Origin of the sequence: Pseudomonas tolaasii NCPPB 2192, assembly GCF_002813445.1 — a bacterium.
In the GTDB taxonomy this organism is placed as follows: domain Bacteria; phylum Pseudomonadota; class Gammaproteobacteria; order Pseudomonadales; family Pseudomonadaceae; genus Aquipseudomonas; species Aquipseudomonas tolaasii.
This window is the reverse complement of sequence record NZ_PHHD01000001.1, coordinates 4,640,052-4,654,935: the sequence shown is the minus strand read 5'-3', so window position 1 is coordinate 4,654,935 and position 14,884 is coordinate 4,640,052. Positions and strand designations below refer to the sequence as shown.

The window sequence follows — 14,884 nt, the reverse complement described above, 5'->3', positions numbered from 1 at the left end:
TGCGTCAGGTTTTCAGGAGCGGACGCAGAGCGTCCTGGGCTGCGTTCCCACGCTGAGCGTGGGAACGATCATCTTCGGGTGCCTTGCACGCCTGGCTCAAGGTCAATGCCTTGGTCTCCGGTGCCCAGGCCCAGGAGATGATCGCGCCAAACACCAGAATGCCGGCCAGAATGCCCATGGTCGGGCTCAGGCCAATCCCCGCGACACTGACCGGCAACAGAAAGGTGCTGATCGCCGAACCGAGGCGGCTGACCGCCGTGGCCAGGCCGATGCCGCTGGCGCGCACTTCGGTGGGGAAGCTTTCGGCCGGAAACACGCCCACCAGGTTGCTCACCGCCGACAGCACCAGCGTGAACACGCCGAAGGTCAGCACCATCAGCCACGCCAGGCTGCCCGGCAGCACCGCCAACAGGAACAACGCCGCGGCAAGGATGATGAACGAGTTGATCAAGAAGCCCCGGCGCGAGAACTTCACCGTGCACCAGATACCAATCAAGGCACCCACGATCAGCAGCAAATTGAGCAGCAGCTCGGTGCCGAAGCCCTGGGACAAGCCCATCTTCTGCAGGATCGACGGCAGGAAGGTGTAGATGGCGAAATACGGCATCACGATGCACACAAAAAACAGGCAGTTGAACGCGGTGCGCTTGCGGTACTCACGGCTGAACAGCACGCCATAGCCGGAGCAGGTTTGCGTGGACGGTTCTTCATCCAGCACCACATGCTCGCCCAGGTGTTTCTTGACGATGGCGCGGGCTTCGGCGATGCGCCCACGGTTGACCAGCCAGCGCGGCGATTCCGGCGTGCCGATGCGCGCGAGCAGAATCAACCCGGCGGGAATGGCCGAAGACGCCAGCATCCAGCGCCAGGCATCGTCGCCCAGGCTGAGCATCGCGGTGCCGACAAAGGTCGCCGCCACGTAGCCGAAGGTCCAGATCACACTGAACGAGCCCAGCAGCACGCCGCGATGCTTCTTCGGTGAAAACTCGGCGAGCATCGCGTGGCCGACGCTGAAGTCGCCGCCCAGGCCAATGCCGATCAGGATGCGGCACAGCAGCAGGCCCATGGCGGTTTCGGCGTAGAACTGCATCACCGAGGCCACGGTGATCAGCACAAAGCTGACCAGGAAGATTTTTTGCCGACCGAGAGTGTCGGAGATCCAGCCGAAAAACAGGCTGCCCAGGAACAGGCCGATCAGGGCCGAAGCGCCGATCAAGCCTTGCCAGAACGCGTCCAGTTGCATCTGGGGGCTGAGTAGAGTGAAAGCGATGCCGATCAGCCCAAGGATATAGCCGTCGGTGAAATGCGCGCCGAAAGTGAGGCCGGCGATTTTCAGGTGAAAACGGCCGATGGGCAGGTCGTCAATTTTGACGGGTTGAGCGGTCATGGGTGTTCTCCATATTGTTTTTCTTGACGGAGTAACAGCGGGCTTGCGCCTTGTGATGCTCTTTGTGGGACCCGACAAGCCAGCTCCCACAGGGGTCGAGGGTGTTTTAAAGGCCGCCCATCAACAGGTATTTGATCTCCAGGTAATCCTCCAGGCCGTACTTGGAACCTTCACGGCCCAGGCCCGATTCCTTGATGCCGCCAAACGGCGCGACTTCGGTGGAGATGATGCCTTCGTTGATCCCGACCATGCCGGCTTCCAGGCCTTCGGCCATGCGCCACACACGACCGATGTCACGGCTGTAGAAGTAGGCGGACAACCCAAACGGCGTGTCGTTGGCGCGCTCCAGCACCTCGGCCTCATCCTTGAAGCGGAAGCACGCCGCCACCGGACCAAAAGTTTCTTCCTGGGCGATCAGCATGTCGTCGCTGGCGTCGGTGAGGATGGTCGGTTCGAAGAACGTACCGCCGAGCGCATGGCGACGGCCGCCGCACAGCAGCGTGGCGCCCTTTTCCAGCGCATCGCCCACGTGGGCTTCGACCTTGGCCAGCGCCGCCGCGTTGATCAGCGGGCCTTGCTCGGTTTCACCGTCCAGGGCGCTGCCGACACGCATGGCGCCGACCGCTTCGGCCAGTTTGCGGGTGAACGCGTCGTACACACCGTCCTGGATAAAGAAGCGGTTCACGCACACGCAGGTTTGCCCGGTATTGCGGAACTTGGAGGCCATGGCGCCTTTGACGGCGGCCTCCAGATCGGCGTCGTCGAACACGATGAACGGCGCGTTGCCGCCCAGTTCCAGCGAGACTTTTTTCAGGGTGTCCGCCGCCTGGCGCATCAGCAGTTTGCCCGTGCGGGTAGAGCCGGTGAACGACAGCTTGCGCACCACGCTGGAGGCCTGCAGCGCCCCGCCGATGGCCACGGCATCGCCGGAAACGATGTTGAACACACCGGCCGGAATGCCCGCCTGCTCGGCCAGCACCGCCAGGGCAAAGGCCGACAGCGGCGTTTCTTCCGACGGTTTGAGGATCATGGTGCAACCGGCGGCCAGCGCAGGCCCAACCTTGCGAGTGACCATCGCCAGCGGGAAGTTCCACGGCGTGATCGCCGCAACCACGCCAATGGCCTCTTTGACCACAATGATGCGCGCATCAGCCTTGTGGCTCGGGATCACGTCACCGTAGGCACGCTTGGCTTCTTCGCCAAACCACTCCAGGAAGCTCGCGGCGTACACCACTTCACCCATGGCTTCGGCCAACGGCTTGCCCTGCTCCAGGCTGAGCAGGTGCGCGAGGTCTTTCTGGTTACTCAGCATCAACTCGCTCCAGCGCTTGAGGCGCTGGCTGCGCTCCTTGGCGGTGAGCTTGCGCCAGGCCGGCAACGCACGGTTGGCAGCGTCGATGGCCAGGTTCGTCTCTTCGGCGGCGGCGCGTTGCACGTCAACGATCAACGCGCCATTGGCCGGGTTGGTGACCGGGTAAGTGGGCCCACCGCTGGACCATTGGCCGTCGATGTAGTTGCCGGTACGGATCAGCGGGTTCATGCCACGGCCTCGATCAGGTTGAAACGGTCCAGGCCCGGACGGGCCTCACGCAGGATGCGTTTGCCGGCGGTGTAATCGTTGATCACGTCGCACGGGGTGTAATTGCGCTCCAGCTCATGCAGCTCTTCGGCGTCCAGTTGGGTGTCCAGGGCGGCCAGGGCGCTGTCAAATTGTTCGGTGGTGTCGGCCCCCACCAGCATCACATCCACGCCGGGGTGGTTGGCAACCCAGGCCTGGGCGATCTGCGCGTTGGACACCCCACGGGCGCGGGCTACGCGTTGCACCGAGTGGGCGATGTCGAACGACGCCTGGTCGGCGTACATCTGCTGGGTAAAGAAGTCGGTCTGGTTGCGGGTGGACTGCACTTCACCCGTCAACAAGCCACGAGCCAGCGGGCTGAACACCGAAACGCCCAGGCCCTGGTCGCGGCAGAACGGGATCATCTCGCGCTCTTCTTCACGGTAAGCGCAGTTCAGTTGCAGCTGCATGTTGATCGGCTTGACCCAGCCGTTGCGCTCGCAGGCCATGAGGATCTTGGCCAACTGGCCGGTGAGCATGGTGGACACGCCGATATAGCGGGCCTTGCCGGAACGCACGATGTCGTTCAGCGCGCCCATGGTTTCTTCGACCGGGGTGTTCACGTCGAAGTAATGCAGCATGAACACGTCGACGTAATCCATGCCGAGGCGGCTCAGGGACAGGTCGATGCTGTCCATGATGTGCTTGCGCGAATGGCCACTGGCGTTGAGGCCGGTGCGGGTGCCGTAGCCGACCTTGGTGGTGACCACGATGTCGTCGCGCCGCGCCACGCGCTTGAGGATGCGCCCCACCACTTCTTCGCCGACGCCGGCGGAGTAGAAGTCGGCCAGGTCGATGAAATTGACGCCGTTGGCCAGGGCGTGGGCGACGATGGGCTCACTTTGCTTTTCGTCGAAGATCCACGGTTTCCAGTCCGGGGTGCCCATGTTCATGGTGCCCAGACACAGGCGCGAGACTTGCAGGCCGGAGTTGCCCAGTCGAGTGTATTGCATGGGATTCTCCTCAGGCCTTGGGCGTGTAGAAAGGGTTGCTGATGTGGTTGACCACGTCCGCCAGTTGCGCGGTGTACGGCGTGCCGGTCAGGGCGGCGCGGATCGCAGTGCGGCAGGCGTTGTAGTTGTTCAGGTAGACGGCATCCAGATCATCGCAGCCCGGGTTGACCCAGTTGGCGGTGACGATGGCCCACTCGTCTTCGGCCTCCGGTGGCAGGGTGCCGTCGAGCAAGGCTTCCAGCACGGCCTTGGCGATACCGGCCTGGGACGCGCCCCAGGTGGCGTTGCCGTGCAGGTCGCTGCTGATTTCGGCCTTGTTGACGTAGAGGGTCATGGGCTTGACCGGGATGTTCGGCTGGGCGATCACCATGAATGGGCAGTGACCCTGGCTTGGCGACGCCAGGCTGTTGGCGAACGCCTGGCCGGCCGGGCCGTTGCGCGGGCCGATGAGGATGTTGATGTGGGCAGCATTGACGCCTGGGCCTTCGAAGCCTTCGCCGATGTACAGATCAAGTGCTTTCATTTCGCAAACGCTCGTTGTTGTTATGGGGGAGCTGGTTGGCGATTTTTTAGCATCGGCGGTGAAAGCGGCCGTAACCATTAAAAGTCATGGGGCTGTGAGTTTTTCTCATGCCCCTGCGACGATCGGGCCTGTGTTGTGCGTTGACCAACATTGTTACACCCCATATAGTGTGCCCACAAACAGAACAGACCACTACATAGTGTGCGCGCTCGGCATTTACCGACCACACCAGGCGCTTTTTTTCAATGCCTGAGTAGCCTGCAAATCACCTATTTTTCGAGTACCAGGAAGGAGAATTTCAATGCTGAGTTGGGATGAAGTCGACAACGAAGACACCGGTGCAGCGGTGATCAAAGGCGCCAACGCCGGCCACGCCACCGAAGCCAACATGGACCGCCTCGACGGTGCCGGCGCCGCTGCCGCCATCGAAGCCCGCGCCGTCACCGCCAGTGACTCCGCCGCCATCATCCGCGCCAAAGCTGCCCTCGACAGCCTCGACGTCGCCGAAGGCCTCGCCGAACTCGAAGGCGCCTCCGCCCGCGTCGCCGTCGACGAAAAGCGCATGATCAACTGCCGCGCCGACCTCAACCAACTCGTACCCTTCAAGTACGACTGGGCCTGGCAGAAGTACCTCGACGGCTGCGCCAACCACTGGATGCCGCAAGAGGTCAACATGACCGCCGACATCGCCCTGTGGAAAAACCCCGAAGGCCTGACCGACGACGAACGTCGCATCGTCATGCGCAACCTCGGCTTCTTCTCCACCGCCGACTCCCTGGTTGCGAACAACCTGGTCCTGGCCGTCTACCGCCTGATCACCAACCCGGAGTGCCGCCAGTACATCCTGCGCCAGGCCTTCGAAGAAGCGATCCACACCCACGCCTACCAGTACTGCATCGAATCGCTGGCCATGGATGAAGGCGAAATCTTCAACATGTACCACGAGATTCCATCGGTCGCTAAGAAAGCGGCGTGGGGCCTGAAGTACACCCGCTCGATCTCCGATCCGAAGTTCGAAACCGGCACCGTCGAAACCGACAAAGAACTGCTGCGCAACCTGGTCGCTTACTACTGCGTGCTGGAAGGCATCTTCTTCTACTGCGGCTTCACCCAGATTTTGTCGATGGGCCGCCGCAACAAAATGACCGGCGTGGCCGAGCAGTTCCAGTACATCCTGCGCGATGAATCGATGCACCTGAACTTCGGTATTGATGTGATCAACCAGATCAAAATCGAAAACCCACACTTGTGGGATGCCGAGATGAAGGAAGAAGCGACCCAGATGATTTTGCAGGGGACGCAGCTGGAAATCGAATATGCGCGGGATACCATGCCACGTGGTGTGCTGGGCATGAATGCGGCGATGATGGAGGACTATCTGAAGTTCATCGCTAACCGTCGTCTGTCGCAGATTGGCTTGAAGGAAGAATATCCGGGGACCACCAACCCGTTCCCGTGGATGAGCGAAATCATGGACTTGAAGAAAGAGAAGAACTTCTTCGAAACCCGCGTGATCGAGTATCAGACCGGTGGTGCGCTGAGCTGGGATTGATCCCGCTCCACGAGGGTTTTCACGGGTGTATGCACGTGTTGCGGGCCCGTGACAACCCAGTCCTGCCAAGCCACTTCAGCCCGCCGCTGAAGTGGCTTTTTTTATTGCCAACAGGCTCCGCACTCAACTCAAAAACTCCAACCCGCGCTCGTCGATGACCGGCACGGCTTCGAGCAAGTAACGCTTGAAGCTCTCCAGCGTTGCGTTGCTATTGCTGCGCGCCGGCCAGACCAGATAGTAGCTGTCGCCCGTGCTGACGGCCTTGTTGTAGGGCAGCACCAGGGAGCCCTTGACCAGTTCGTCACCTACCAGTGCCAGATCGCCGATGGACACGCCCCGACCTTGAATGGCGGCGGAAATGCCCAACTCCAGCGTGTCGAAAATCTTGCCTTTCTGCCAGGACACCGCCGACATCAAGCCCACGCGTTCCAGCCAGCGTTGCCAGTCACGCCGATCCCGGGAAGGGTGAATCAACTCTGCGGAAAACACGCCGTCACCATTCTGTTCGTGCTGCGCCAGCAAGCTTGGCGAGCAGACCGGAATCAGCCATTCATCGAACAGCTTGATGAACCCCAGGTCACTGCTGAAGCGACCGTTGCCCAACAACACCGCACAGTCGAAGGGCTCAACATCAAAGTTGACGAAGTCCACATCCATCCACTCACTGGACAATTGCGCCTGCTCCGCACCGTCGACGGTGTTGAACTCATCCAGCACATGCAGCAACCAGCGCATTGTCAAGGTCGATGGCGCCTTGACGCGCAAGGTGTGCTCCTTGCGGCTGGTGGTGGTGCAGGCGTGCTCGATCAAACGAAAGCCGATTCGCAATTCCTGCGCGAGCAATCGCCCGGCCTGAGTGAGGAAAATTTTCGGCCCCTTGCGGTCGAACAACGCGCAACCAAAATGCTCTTCGAGGGTTTTAACGTGCCGGCTCACGGCACTTTGGGTGATGAACAGGTTTTCTGCGGCCTGGGTAAATGAGCTGAAACGCGCGGCCAATTCAAAGGCGCGTAATGCGTAAAGCGGCGGCAGTCGACGGACCATTTGATCCAGAGCACCATGATTTTTACTCATCCTTACCTGTCCTTTTTTTCTGCTTTTAAATACAGTGCGCTTGCCAAATAATGAACCATATAAATAAGCGATAGAACTTATTAAACGCTCGAGCGCAACAGCAACTTACCTCTAACTATTATTGCGTACGGCATGCCCCCTCCCCTCTGTGGCCTTCACCATTCTTAAACACACAGCAGACAACTTATCATGCCCGATTTCAATCAATTCCTGTCCTCCAGCATTCAGCACACCCGACTCGATCAAGCGGTAGAGTCCGACATATTGAATTTCCGCCTTTTCGGTAACAAAAAAGGCTTCCTGCATTTGAAAAACCTGCCAATCGGCACGGTGCCTCCGACCCCCAGCGATCGCGCCGGGCTGAATAAAGAATGCACCATCAGCGAACAAATCATCCTGAAAGCGACGGCCATGCTCGGCGACCCGATTGGTTATATCCAGGAATCAGACGGCGCCATCATTAACAACTTCTTCCCGCATAAAAAACACTCCAAACTGGCCAACTCGGACAGTTACGATTGCGAACTCGAACTGCACACCGAAAATGCATTTCACGCGGTCTCGCCGGATTACCTGGTGCTGTTTTGTCTGCGCCAGGACCCGGGTGCCGAGGCGGCCACTTTTATCAGTTCCATCGATGGCATCCGCGATATTCTGACGCCGCAAGACCTCGCCTATTTTCATGAAGAAAAATACAACTTCCTGTCGGACTACTGCGCCACGGAAAAAAATTGCCGAATTGATATAAATCAAAAACAAACGGTTCTTTACGGCGACCCTGAGTCGCCCTTTTTTCGCTTCGACCCCCAGTTCATGGTCGCCCGCAGTAAAGAGGCGCAAGAGAAACTGGAGGCCCTGCGCAAAGCCGCCTGGGAAGTTGCTCATCCTGTGCGCCTCAACGCCGGTGATTTGTTGATCATCGACAACCGCAAAACCGCCCATGCCCGCAGCGCATTTTCCGCCAGCCTCGACGGAAGTGACCGCTGGATCCAACGCACGTTTGCGGTGGCCGGCTACCGCTACTACGCGCAACGGCTGGGTAAAAATACACGTGTCCTGGATCTGGTAACCACCCTATGACCATGCTGCACCTGACCTTCGCACTTGCCGTGTTCTTCCTGATTGCTTCTCCCGGTCCGGTGGTGGCCCTGGTCATTTCCGATGCCAGACAAGCCTGGCCCACCGCGACGATCACGGGCGGCGTTCTGTCCGCCCAACTGTTGCTGCTGATCACCCTGACCCTGATCTATACCGCGTTGGACGTCAGCCCGACGCTGTTGAACTGGGGCCAGTTGGTCGGCGGTCTGTACCTGGCCTGGCTGGGAATCAACAGCCTGCTCAGCAGCGCCGACGGCGTGGCAACCGTACAAAACAGCCAGCGTCACTTTTTTTGGAGGGCCCTCAAAGTGGGCCTTTCCAATCCAAAGGACATCCTGTTTTTCCTGGCCTTTCTGCCGGGGTTCATTGAACCCGACGGCGACTTCATTAAACAGGGTCTGGTGCTCGCACTGATCTGGGGTGTGATCGACGTCACCATTCTACTGGTCTACGGCGCCATCTCGCGCCAATTGCTGCCCAGCGTGACCGCCCAAAAAATCATGGCAAAAGCGCCCAGTTTGTTCCTGCTGGGCATCGGCTTGCTGTCGATGCTGATGGGCACACAACGGTTGATTCAGGGATGAAGCGCGGGCAGGAAACACCGCACAACCGCCCCACCAATATCATTCTGCCATCACTCAGAAACATGCTAGGACACCCTTTACCAACATGCAATAAAACCCTGATTTTTCTTGATATTGCAGCCTTGCAAGGAGGTCAGCCGACCTCAGGTCACTATCGGAATGCACGTCAATCACTCTCATCCACCCACTGCGTCAACCCTTAATTCGAAACATGACGGTGAAATGATGAACTCACAAACGCTGTTCCCTCTCATCGGTAAGGTCATCGCCAGTACGGGCAGCCGCAATTTCCCCCGGCTGCTGCATGATTTGGTGCTGGCCAAGTTGCCCGTGGACGCGACGCACATTACGCAAATACGCGCCAAAAGTGCGGGACTGCCACGTGCCGAATGCAGCCCCCTCGGCGCGCAGATTCTCAGTACGGAATGCATGAACGGGCTGATTGAATCCGAACCGGAAAAAACCCTTGCACTGTCAAACGATTCGCGACTGATCGACGCCCCGATCGGCGCCTCCAAGGCAAACTTTTCATTCACCGTTAACGGCAATGTAAAGAACGATTTGGCCCCCATCACGTTCAGTTCCCAATTGCACCTTCAGTCAAGAAAGAATGAATACTTTTATATACTCTCGTTCTATCGCACGCAGGTGCAAAACTTCTCAACGCAAGAGCAAATAATCCTCAAGGATTTCTCCTCGTTGCTGCTGCCGTTGGTAGAGAAGCACATTAACGCTATAAATCCTCAAGCGTTGCCGGACAAAAAACCAGGCGCCCTGGATTTTGTCCCTGAAAACGGGGACACCAGCTCATTGCGCCAGCGTTTCGAGGAGCGCTTGCAGCAGTCGGGCTTGCACCTGTCCAACCGCGAGAAGGAAATCTGCACCGGACTCCTGGCCGGGCGAACCGCGCCTGAACTGGCTGAAGCACTGGCATTGAAAGTCAATACGGTGGAGAGTTATCTGAAACGTGCCGTCATTAAAATGGGCATCAGCGGTCGGCACTCTCTTGTTCGCTGGATGCATGCCAACCCGGCGATACCGATCACGTCTGACTTGCCACAATAATGTCATGTTTGCCTTTGGCAAAACCGCGACGTTACTTTCCATTCCACGGGCGGCGGCACGCTAAAATGCCTTCTAATGAGCCGCCCTGCTGTTCGTTCCAACGCCCCATCACCGCCATTAACTTCCCACTCTAAAGGCCCTGTTAAATGACAGAGATATCGGGGACATCCGGCGTCTGCGTCAATAGCGATAACGGCCACCTTCCTTCAAACTAAGCATGCTTTTAAGTTGCCCGGACGGCGCTTGTCTCAGCGACTGTTCGGCTTAACTTATTTGTCACTTTCGACTGTAATTCAGCCCTCTCTGCGGCCCACTGTTTACTGTCTGAAAATAGTCGCTGTTATGGATTAAACACCGTCTCTTGTTCCATCAACTTTCCAGCGCTGCGTTTGCCGCAGCCGATGAGTGCATGACTATGGAAGAGCTAAGTTATCTGAAGAAAGTCGAATCCAACGCACGCACCTATGCCGCCAATTTCCAGCGCCTGTTCGTCAGCGGCAATGGGGTGTGGCTCAGGGATGCGCAAGGCAAGGAATACCTCGACTGCCTGGCCAACGCCGGTACCCTGGCGCTGGGCCATAACCCCCCGGAAGTCAAAGACGCGGTGCTGGAGTTCCTGGGCACCGACCAGTTGCAGCAAGCACTGGACCTGGCCACCCCGGCCAAACATGCCTTCGTGCAGGAGCTGTATTCACAACTGCCGGCAGGCATGCGCGACACCAGCAAGATCCTGTTCTGCGGCCCCAGCGGCTCGGACGCGGTGGAAGCAGCAATCAAGCTGGCGCGCCACTACACCAAACGCGCGGCATTGATGGCGTTTCACGGTGGCTATCACGGCATGACAGCGGGCGCCCTTTCGGCCATGGGTAATCTCAACCCCAAGGGCATCCCCAACGTCACGGCACAAAACACCCATTTCCTGCCCTTTCCGTACCGCTTCCGCTGCCCGTTCGGTACCGACGGCGAGCAAACCGACCAGCTGTCGCTCGAGTACATCCGCACTGTGCTGTCGGACCCTGAAGGCGGCGTCACCCGCCCGGCCGCCGTGCTGGTCGAAGTGGTGCAAGGCGAAGGCGGCTGCATTCCCGCCTCGAACGTCTGGCTGCGCGGGCTGCGCGAGATCACCCGTGAGCTGGGTATCGTGCTGATCATCGACGAAGTACAGACCGGTCTGGGTCGTACCGGCAGCACCTTTGCCATTGAGCACGCGGGGATCGTCCCCGATATTCTGGTGCTGTCCAAAGCCATCGGTGGCGGCTACCCGCTGTCGGTCATTGTCTACGCCGAACACCTCGACACCTGGGGCCCGGGTATGCACGCCGGTACGTTCCGGGGCAATCAAATCGCTATGGTCGCCGGGCGCGCAACCATGCGCCACATTCGCCAGGCGGGTCTGGTGGAACACGCCGCCGCACGCGGCGCGCAACTGCTCGCCGGCCTGCAAGACATTGCCCTGCGCCATGATGCGATTGCCGACGTACGTGGGCGCGGCCTGATGATCGGCGTCGAGGTCACCAAACCGCGAACCGAAAGCCGTGCCGGCCTGGGCGATGGCACACTGGCCAAGGCGATCAAGCTGAACTGCTTCGACAACGGCCTCGTCATCGAAACCGGTGGGCGCCACGGTTCGGTCTTGCGCTTCCTGCCCGCCCTGACCATCACCGAAGCCCAAGTGGGCAGCGTACTTGACCGTTTCGAAGACGCCATCAGCAGCGCTACCGCGCACCGTTTGCAAGTGGTCGGTCAAAGCGCATAAATGCAACTGCGGGGCTGTTGTTGCCCCCCAACCTGATGCAATAAAAAGCCCGCCAACCGACATCGGTTGGCGGGCTTTTTTGCACGCGCGTCAGTCCCGCGCAAGCGCCTCGATCGGATCCAGACGCGCGGCATTACGCGCAGGTACAAACCCGAAGATGATGCCGATCAGGCTGGAACACACGAACGCCGTGACAATCGATTCCAGCGAAAACACCATCTGCCATTCCTTGATCACCAGGGAAAACACGAACCCGATGCCAAACGACAACGAAATCCCGATCACCCCGCCGATCAGACAGACCATCACCGCCTCCACCAGAAACTGTTGGCGAATGTCCGACTGCCGCGCCCCGACCGCCATGCGAATACCGATTTCACGGGTACGCTCGGTCACCGACACCAGCATGATGTTCATCACCCCGATGCCACCCACTACCAGTGAGATCAGCGCAATCAACGACAGCAGCAACGCCAGCGACTGGCTGGTTTTCTGCACGGTTTGCATGATGCTATCGAGGTTGTAGGTGAAAAAGTCCTTGGTCCCGTGGCGCTGTTGCAACAGCTTGACCACGTTATCCTCCACCACCTTGCTCGGCTGACCATCCTTGATCCGCACCGTGATGCTGTCCAGGTAACGTTGGCCCAACAGGCGCCCGGCCGCGGTTTCGTAAGGCACCCAGACGTTGAGGGCCTTGCTGGTGTTGAAGATGTTTTTGTTGTCCGCCGCCACCCCGATCACCGTGCACGGCAGGTTGCCCACCAGAATGATCTGGCCCAGGGCCTCGACGTTCGGGCCAAACAGCCGATTGCGGGTGTTGTGGTCAATCACCACCACTTGGGCCTGGCGCGTGTCATCGTCCTGGCTGAAGGTGATGCCTTCGGCAATCTTGATCCCGCGGACCTGGAACGAGCTGGCACTCACGCCATTGACCGTGGCGTCCACATCGATATTGCCAAAGCGCAGCAACAGGTTGCGCCCGGCGTTGGGCGTGGCGCTGTCGATGTAATGCAGCTCGCTGAGCGCGGTCACGTCGGAAAGCACCAGGGTTTCAATCGCCGACGCATGGCTGTCGCCAAAGTCGGTGCCCGGGTAGATGTCGATGGTGTTGCTGCCGATCGCCTGAATATCATTCAGGACATAGCGTTTGGCGCCCTCGCCGATGGCCACGATCGACACCACCGAGGTGATGCCGATGACGATGCCGAGCATGGTTAACAAGGTGCGCATGCGGTGGGAAATCAACGCGACCCAGGCCATCACGAAGGCTTCCTTGAACAGCCCCAGGCTTGCCACCAGACGCCGTCCCGGCGTGGCCCGGGCCTGCGTGGCCACCGGGGCCTCGACCTCGGGGGCGGCGCGTTCGTTGAGGCGGTCACTGAGCACTTCGCCGTCGCGCATCTCGATGATGCGCTCGGCATGGGCGGCAACCTTGGCGTCGTGGGTCACGATAATCACGGTATGCCCCGCCGCATGCAGCTCCAGCAGGATATTCATCACTTCCTTGCCGCTGGCGGTGTCGAGGGCGCCGGTCGGCTCATCCGCGAGGATCACTTCGCCGCCGTTCATCAACGCCCGGGCGATACTCACCCGCTGCTGCTGCCCACCGGACAACTGGCTCGGCCGGTTGATCAAGTGATTGGCCAGGCCCAGCCGGGCCAGCAATTCCTTGGCGCGGCTATGGCGCTGGCCTTCCGGTACGCCGGCATAAATCGCCGGCATTTCGACGTTATGCATGGCACTCAAGTGCGGCAGCAAGTGATAACGCTGAAAGATAAAACCAAAATGGTCGCGGCGCAGTTCCGCCAGTTCCTGATCCCCCAGGTCACGGGTTTCGCGGCCACTGATGGTGTAGCTGCCGTCGGTGGCGTAGTCCAGGCAGCCAAGAATGTTCATCAGCGTCGACTTGCCCGAGCCCGACGCCCCGGTGATCGCCACCATTTCCCCGGTGTTGATGGTCAGGCTGACATTCTTGAGCGCCATGAAGGCTTTTTCACCGGCCATAAAGCTGCGGCTGATGCCTTTGAGTTCCAACAATGCTTGGGTCATTGTCAGCTCCCCGCCACGGCCGGCGTCGGATCACCGATGACGACCTTGTCGCCCTCCACCAGGCCATCCTTGATCTGGGCCTTGACGTTGTTGTTGATCCCCACCTGCACGTTGCGCTCCTGGGCGTGGCCGGTCTCGTCCACCACCCGCACCACGTACGAACCGTCGTCATTGCGCTTGCCGAGCGCGGCAACCGGCATCATCAGCACGTCCTTGGCGGTATCGCGCACGATGCGCACCTGGGCGGTCATCGAGATGCGCAGACGGTGGTCAGGGTTTGGCACATCAAACAGGGCGTTGTAGAACACCGCGGTGTTCTGTTTGGCCGTACCGGCGGCCTGGGTGTCCAGGTAGTTCTGCGGCGCAGGTTCAGTGCCGCGCAATTTGCCGTAGTAGCGTTTATTGGCCTCGCCCAGAATGGTGAAGTACACCTCCTGGCCTGGCTGGATGTGAATCACATCGGCTTCCGACACTTGGGCCTTGATGGTCATGGTGTCCAGGTCCGCCAATTTCAGCAGCACCGGCGCCAGTTGCTCGGCGATCACGGTCTGGCCTTCCTGGGTGACGATGCCCACCACGTCACCGTCCATCGGTGCAACGATACGCGTGTAGCCGAGGTTGACTTTGGCGGTGTCGATCTGGATGCGCGCATTTTTCAGTTGCGCATCCAGGGCCACCAGGTTGGCGCTCTGCACCAGGTAATTGGATTCGGCGGTCTCGAAATCCTGGCGGGAGATGGCCGCGTCCGATTGCAGTTGGGTGTAACGCTCCCACACCGATTTGGTCTGGACCACTTGTGCGGCCGTGGCTTTGCGTTGCGCTTCGAGGTTTTCCTCGTTGACCTGCGCCTGGCGCAGGGCGTTCTGCAGCACCAGCGGATCGATTTCCGCCAGCCACTGGCCCTTCTTGACCTTGTCGCCGAGCTTGACCTTCAGCGACTTCAATTGACCGGAGACCTGGGCGCCGACGTCGACCTGCTTGACCCCCTGCAAGATCCCGGTGGCGAGCACCGAGTTCTCGATCTCGCCCCGCTCGACCTTGGCGGTCAAGTATTGGGGTGGCTCGGCCGGTGACTGCACCGAGTAGACAATCAAGCCGGCAACAACGGCCAGGCCCACGCCCCAGACAACCTTGCGAAACTTCGACTTTTCCATAGATGACCACTAATACGTTGAAAGGTAGACCCGGCCGCCGGCCGGGCTTGCGCTAAGTTGCTCGAATGTTC

12 protein-coding genes are annotated in these 14,884 nt (G+C 59.6%); 5 read left to right on the top strand and 7 right to left on the bottom strand.

From position 1 onward, the window contains the following. Positions 1-4: 4 nt before the first annotated feature. The 4 genes from ATI14_RS21345 to fae all read right to left on the bottom strand — a co-directional run bounded on the left by ATI14_RS21345 (position 5) and on the right by fae (position 4,481). Entirely contained in the window at positions 5-1,387 is a 1,383-nt protein-coding gene (locus ATI14_RS21345) for an MFS transporter (protein ID WP_016974620.1), read from the bottom strand. 106 nt (positions 1,388-1,493) lie between these two features. Further along, positions 1,494-2,927: an NAD-dependent succinate-semialdehyde dehydrogenase gene (locus ATI14_RS21340; protein WP_080520652.1), complete on the bottom strand. Its 1,434-nt coding sequence runs from the start codon at positions 2,925-2,927 to the stop codon at positions 1,494-1,496. Beyond that, complete coding sequence (locus ATI14_RS21335; RefSeq protein ID WP_016974618.1) at positions 2,924-3,958, bottom strand: aldo/keto reductase; 1,035 nt, start codon at positions 3,956-3,958, stop codon at positions 2,924-2,926. Before ATI14_RS21335 ends, ATI14_RS21340 begins: the two co-directional genes overlap by 4 nt. Positions 3,959-3,968: 10 nt before the next feature. Further along, the gene (fae, locus tag ATI14_RS21330; protein WP_016974617.1) at positions 3,969-4,481 is read right to left on the bottom strand and encodes a formaldehyde-activating enzyme; all 513 of its coding nucleotides are present in this window, start codon (positions 4,479-4,481) and stop codon (positions 3,969-3,971) included. Positions 4,482-4,782: 301 nt separating this feature from the next. Between fae and ATI14_RS21325 the strand changes: the two genes are divergently transcribed. Then, entirely contained in the window at positions 4,783-6,033 is a 1,251-nt protein-coding gene (locus ATI14_RS21325) for a ribonucleotide-diphosphate reductase subunit beta (RefSeq protein ID WP_017256544.1), read from the top strand. A 123-nt stretch (positions 6,034-6,156) separates the two neighbouring features. Here ATI14_RS21325 and ATI14_RS21320 read toward each other — a convergent pair whose 3' ends face one another. After that, the gene (locus ATI14_RS21320) at positions 6,157-7,077 is read right to left on the bottom strand and encodes a LysR family transcriptional regulator (RefSeq protein ID WP_020372591.1); all 921 of its coding nucleotides are present in this window, start codon (positions 7,075-7,077) and stop codon (positions 6,157-6,159) included. Between the two features lie 219 nt (positions 7,078-7,296). On the opposite strand from ATI14_RS21320, the gene ATI14_RS21315 reads away from it, so the two are divergent. From ATI14_RS21315 to ATI14_RS21300, 4 genes are all read left to right on the top strand, one after another. After that, positions 7,297-8,187 carry a TauD/TfdA family dioxygenase gene (locus tag ATI14_RS21315; protein ID WP_016971837.1) on the top strand — a complete coding sequence of 297 codons (891 nt, stop codon included), beginning with the start codon at positions 7,297-7,299 and terminating at the stop codon, positions 8,185-8,187. Further along, positions 8,184-8,789: a LysE family translocator gene (locus ATI14_RS21310; protein ID WP_016971836.1), complete on the top strand. Its 606-nt coding sequence runs from the start codon at positions 8,184-8,186 to the stop codon at positions 8,787-8,789. The genes ATI14_RS21315 and ATI14_RS21310 overlap by 4 nt, the downstream gene beginning before the upstream one ends. Before the next feature lie 222 nt (positions 8,790-9,011). Further along, positions 9,012-9,854: a helix-turn-helix transcriptional regulator gene (locus tag ATI14_RS21305; protein ID WP_016971835.1), complete on the top strand. Its 843-nt coding sequence runs from the start codon at positions 9,012-9,014 to the stop codon at positions 9,852-9,854. A gap of 415 nt (positions 9,855-10,269) precedes the next feature. Continuing rightward, positions 10,270-11,610, top strand: coding sequence for a diaminobutyrate--2-oxoglutarate transaminase family protein (locus tag ATI14_RS21300; protein WP_016971834.1), 1,341 nt, complete (start codon positions 10,270-10,272; stop codon positions 11,608-11,610). 90 nt (positions 11,611-11,700) lie between these two features. Here ATI14_RS21300 and ATI14_RS21295 read toward each other — a convergent pair whose 3' ends face one another. Next, a complete protein-coding gene (locus tag ATI14_RS21295) occupies positions 11,701-13,659 on the bottom strand; it encodes a MacB family efflux pump subunit (protein ID WP_016971833.1) in 1,959 nt (652 codons plus the stop codon). A 2-nt stretch (positions 13,660-13,661) separates the two neighbouring features. Beyond that, on the bottom strand, positions 13,662-14,813 hold the full coding sequence (gene macA / locus ATI14_RS21290; RefSeq protein ID WP_016971832.1) for a macrolide transporter subunit MacA: 1,152 nt from the start codon (positions 14,811-14,813) through the stop codon (positions 13,662-13,664). Positions 14,814-14,884: the final 71 nt, after the last annotated feature.

Excerpts from the sequence above, each read along its gene's own strand:
- ATI14_RS21295 (WP_016971833.1), bottom strand. The coding sequence starts at position 13,659 with ATGACCCAAGCATTGTTGGAACTCAAAGGCATCAGCCGCAGCTTTATG.
- ATI14_RS21305 (WP_016971835.1), top strand. The coding sequence starts at position 9,012 with ATGATGAACTCACAAACGCTGTTCCCTCTCATCGGTAAGGTCATCGCC.
- fae (WP_016974617.1), bottom strand. The coding sequence starts at position 4,481 with ATGAAAGCACTTGATCTGTACATCGGCGAAGGCTTCGAAGGCCCAGGC.
- ATI14_RS21300 (WP_016971834.1), top strand. The coding sequence starts at position 10,270 with ATGGAAGAGCTAAGTTATCTGAAGAAAGTCGAATCCAACGCACGCACC.
- ATI14_RS21320 (WP_020372591.1), bottom strand. The coding sequence starts at position 7,077 with ATGGTCCGTCGACTGCCGCCGCTTTACGCATTACGCGCCTTTGAATTG.
- ATI14_RS21325 (WP_017256544.1), top strand. The coding sequence starts at position 4,783 with ATGCTGAGTTGGGATGAAGTCGACAACGAAGACACCGGTGCAGCGGTG.
- ATI14_RS21335 (WP_016974618.1), bottom strand. The coding sequence starts at position 3,958 with ATGCAATACACTCGACTGGGCAACTCCGGCCTGCAAGTCTCGCGCCTG.
- macA (WP_016971832.1), bottom strand. The coding sequence starts at position 14,813 with ATGGAAAAGTCGAAGTTTCGCAAGGTTGTCTGGGGCGTGGGCCTGGCC.
- ATI14_RS21315 (WP_016971837.1), top strand. The coding sequence starts at position 7,297 with ATGCCCGATTTCAATCAATTCCTGTCCTCCAGCATTCAGCACACCCGA.
- ATI14_RS21345 (WP_016974620.1), bottom strand. The coding sequence starts at position 1,387 with ATGACCGCTCAACCCGTCAAAATTGACGACCTGCCCATCGGCCGTTTT.
- ATI14_RS21340 (WP_080520652.1), bottom strand. The coding sequence starts at position 2,927 with ATGAACCCGCTGATCCGTACCGGCAACTACATCGACGGCCAATGGTCC.
- ATI14_RS21310 (WP_016971836.1), top strand. The coding sequence starts at position 8,184 with ATGACCATGCTGCACCTGACCTTCGCACTTGCCGTGTTCTTCCTGATT.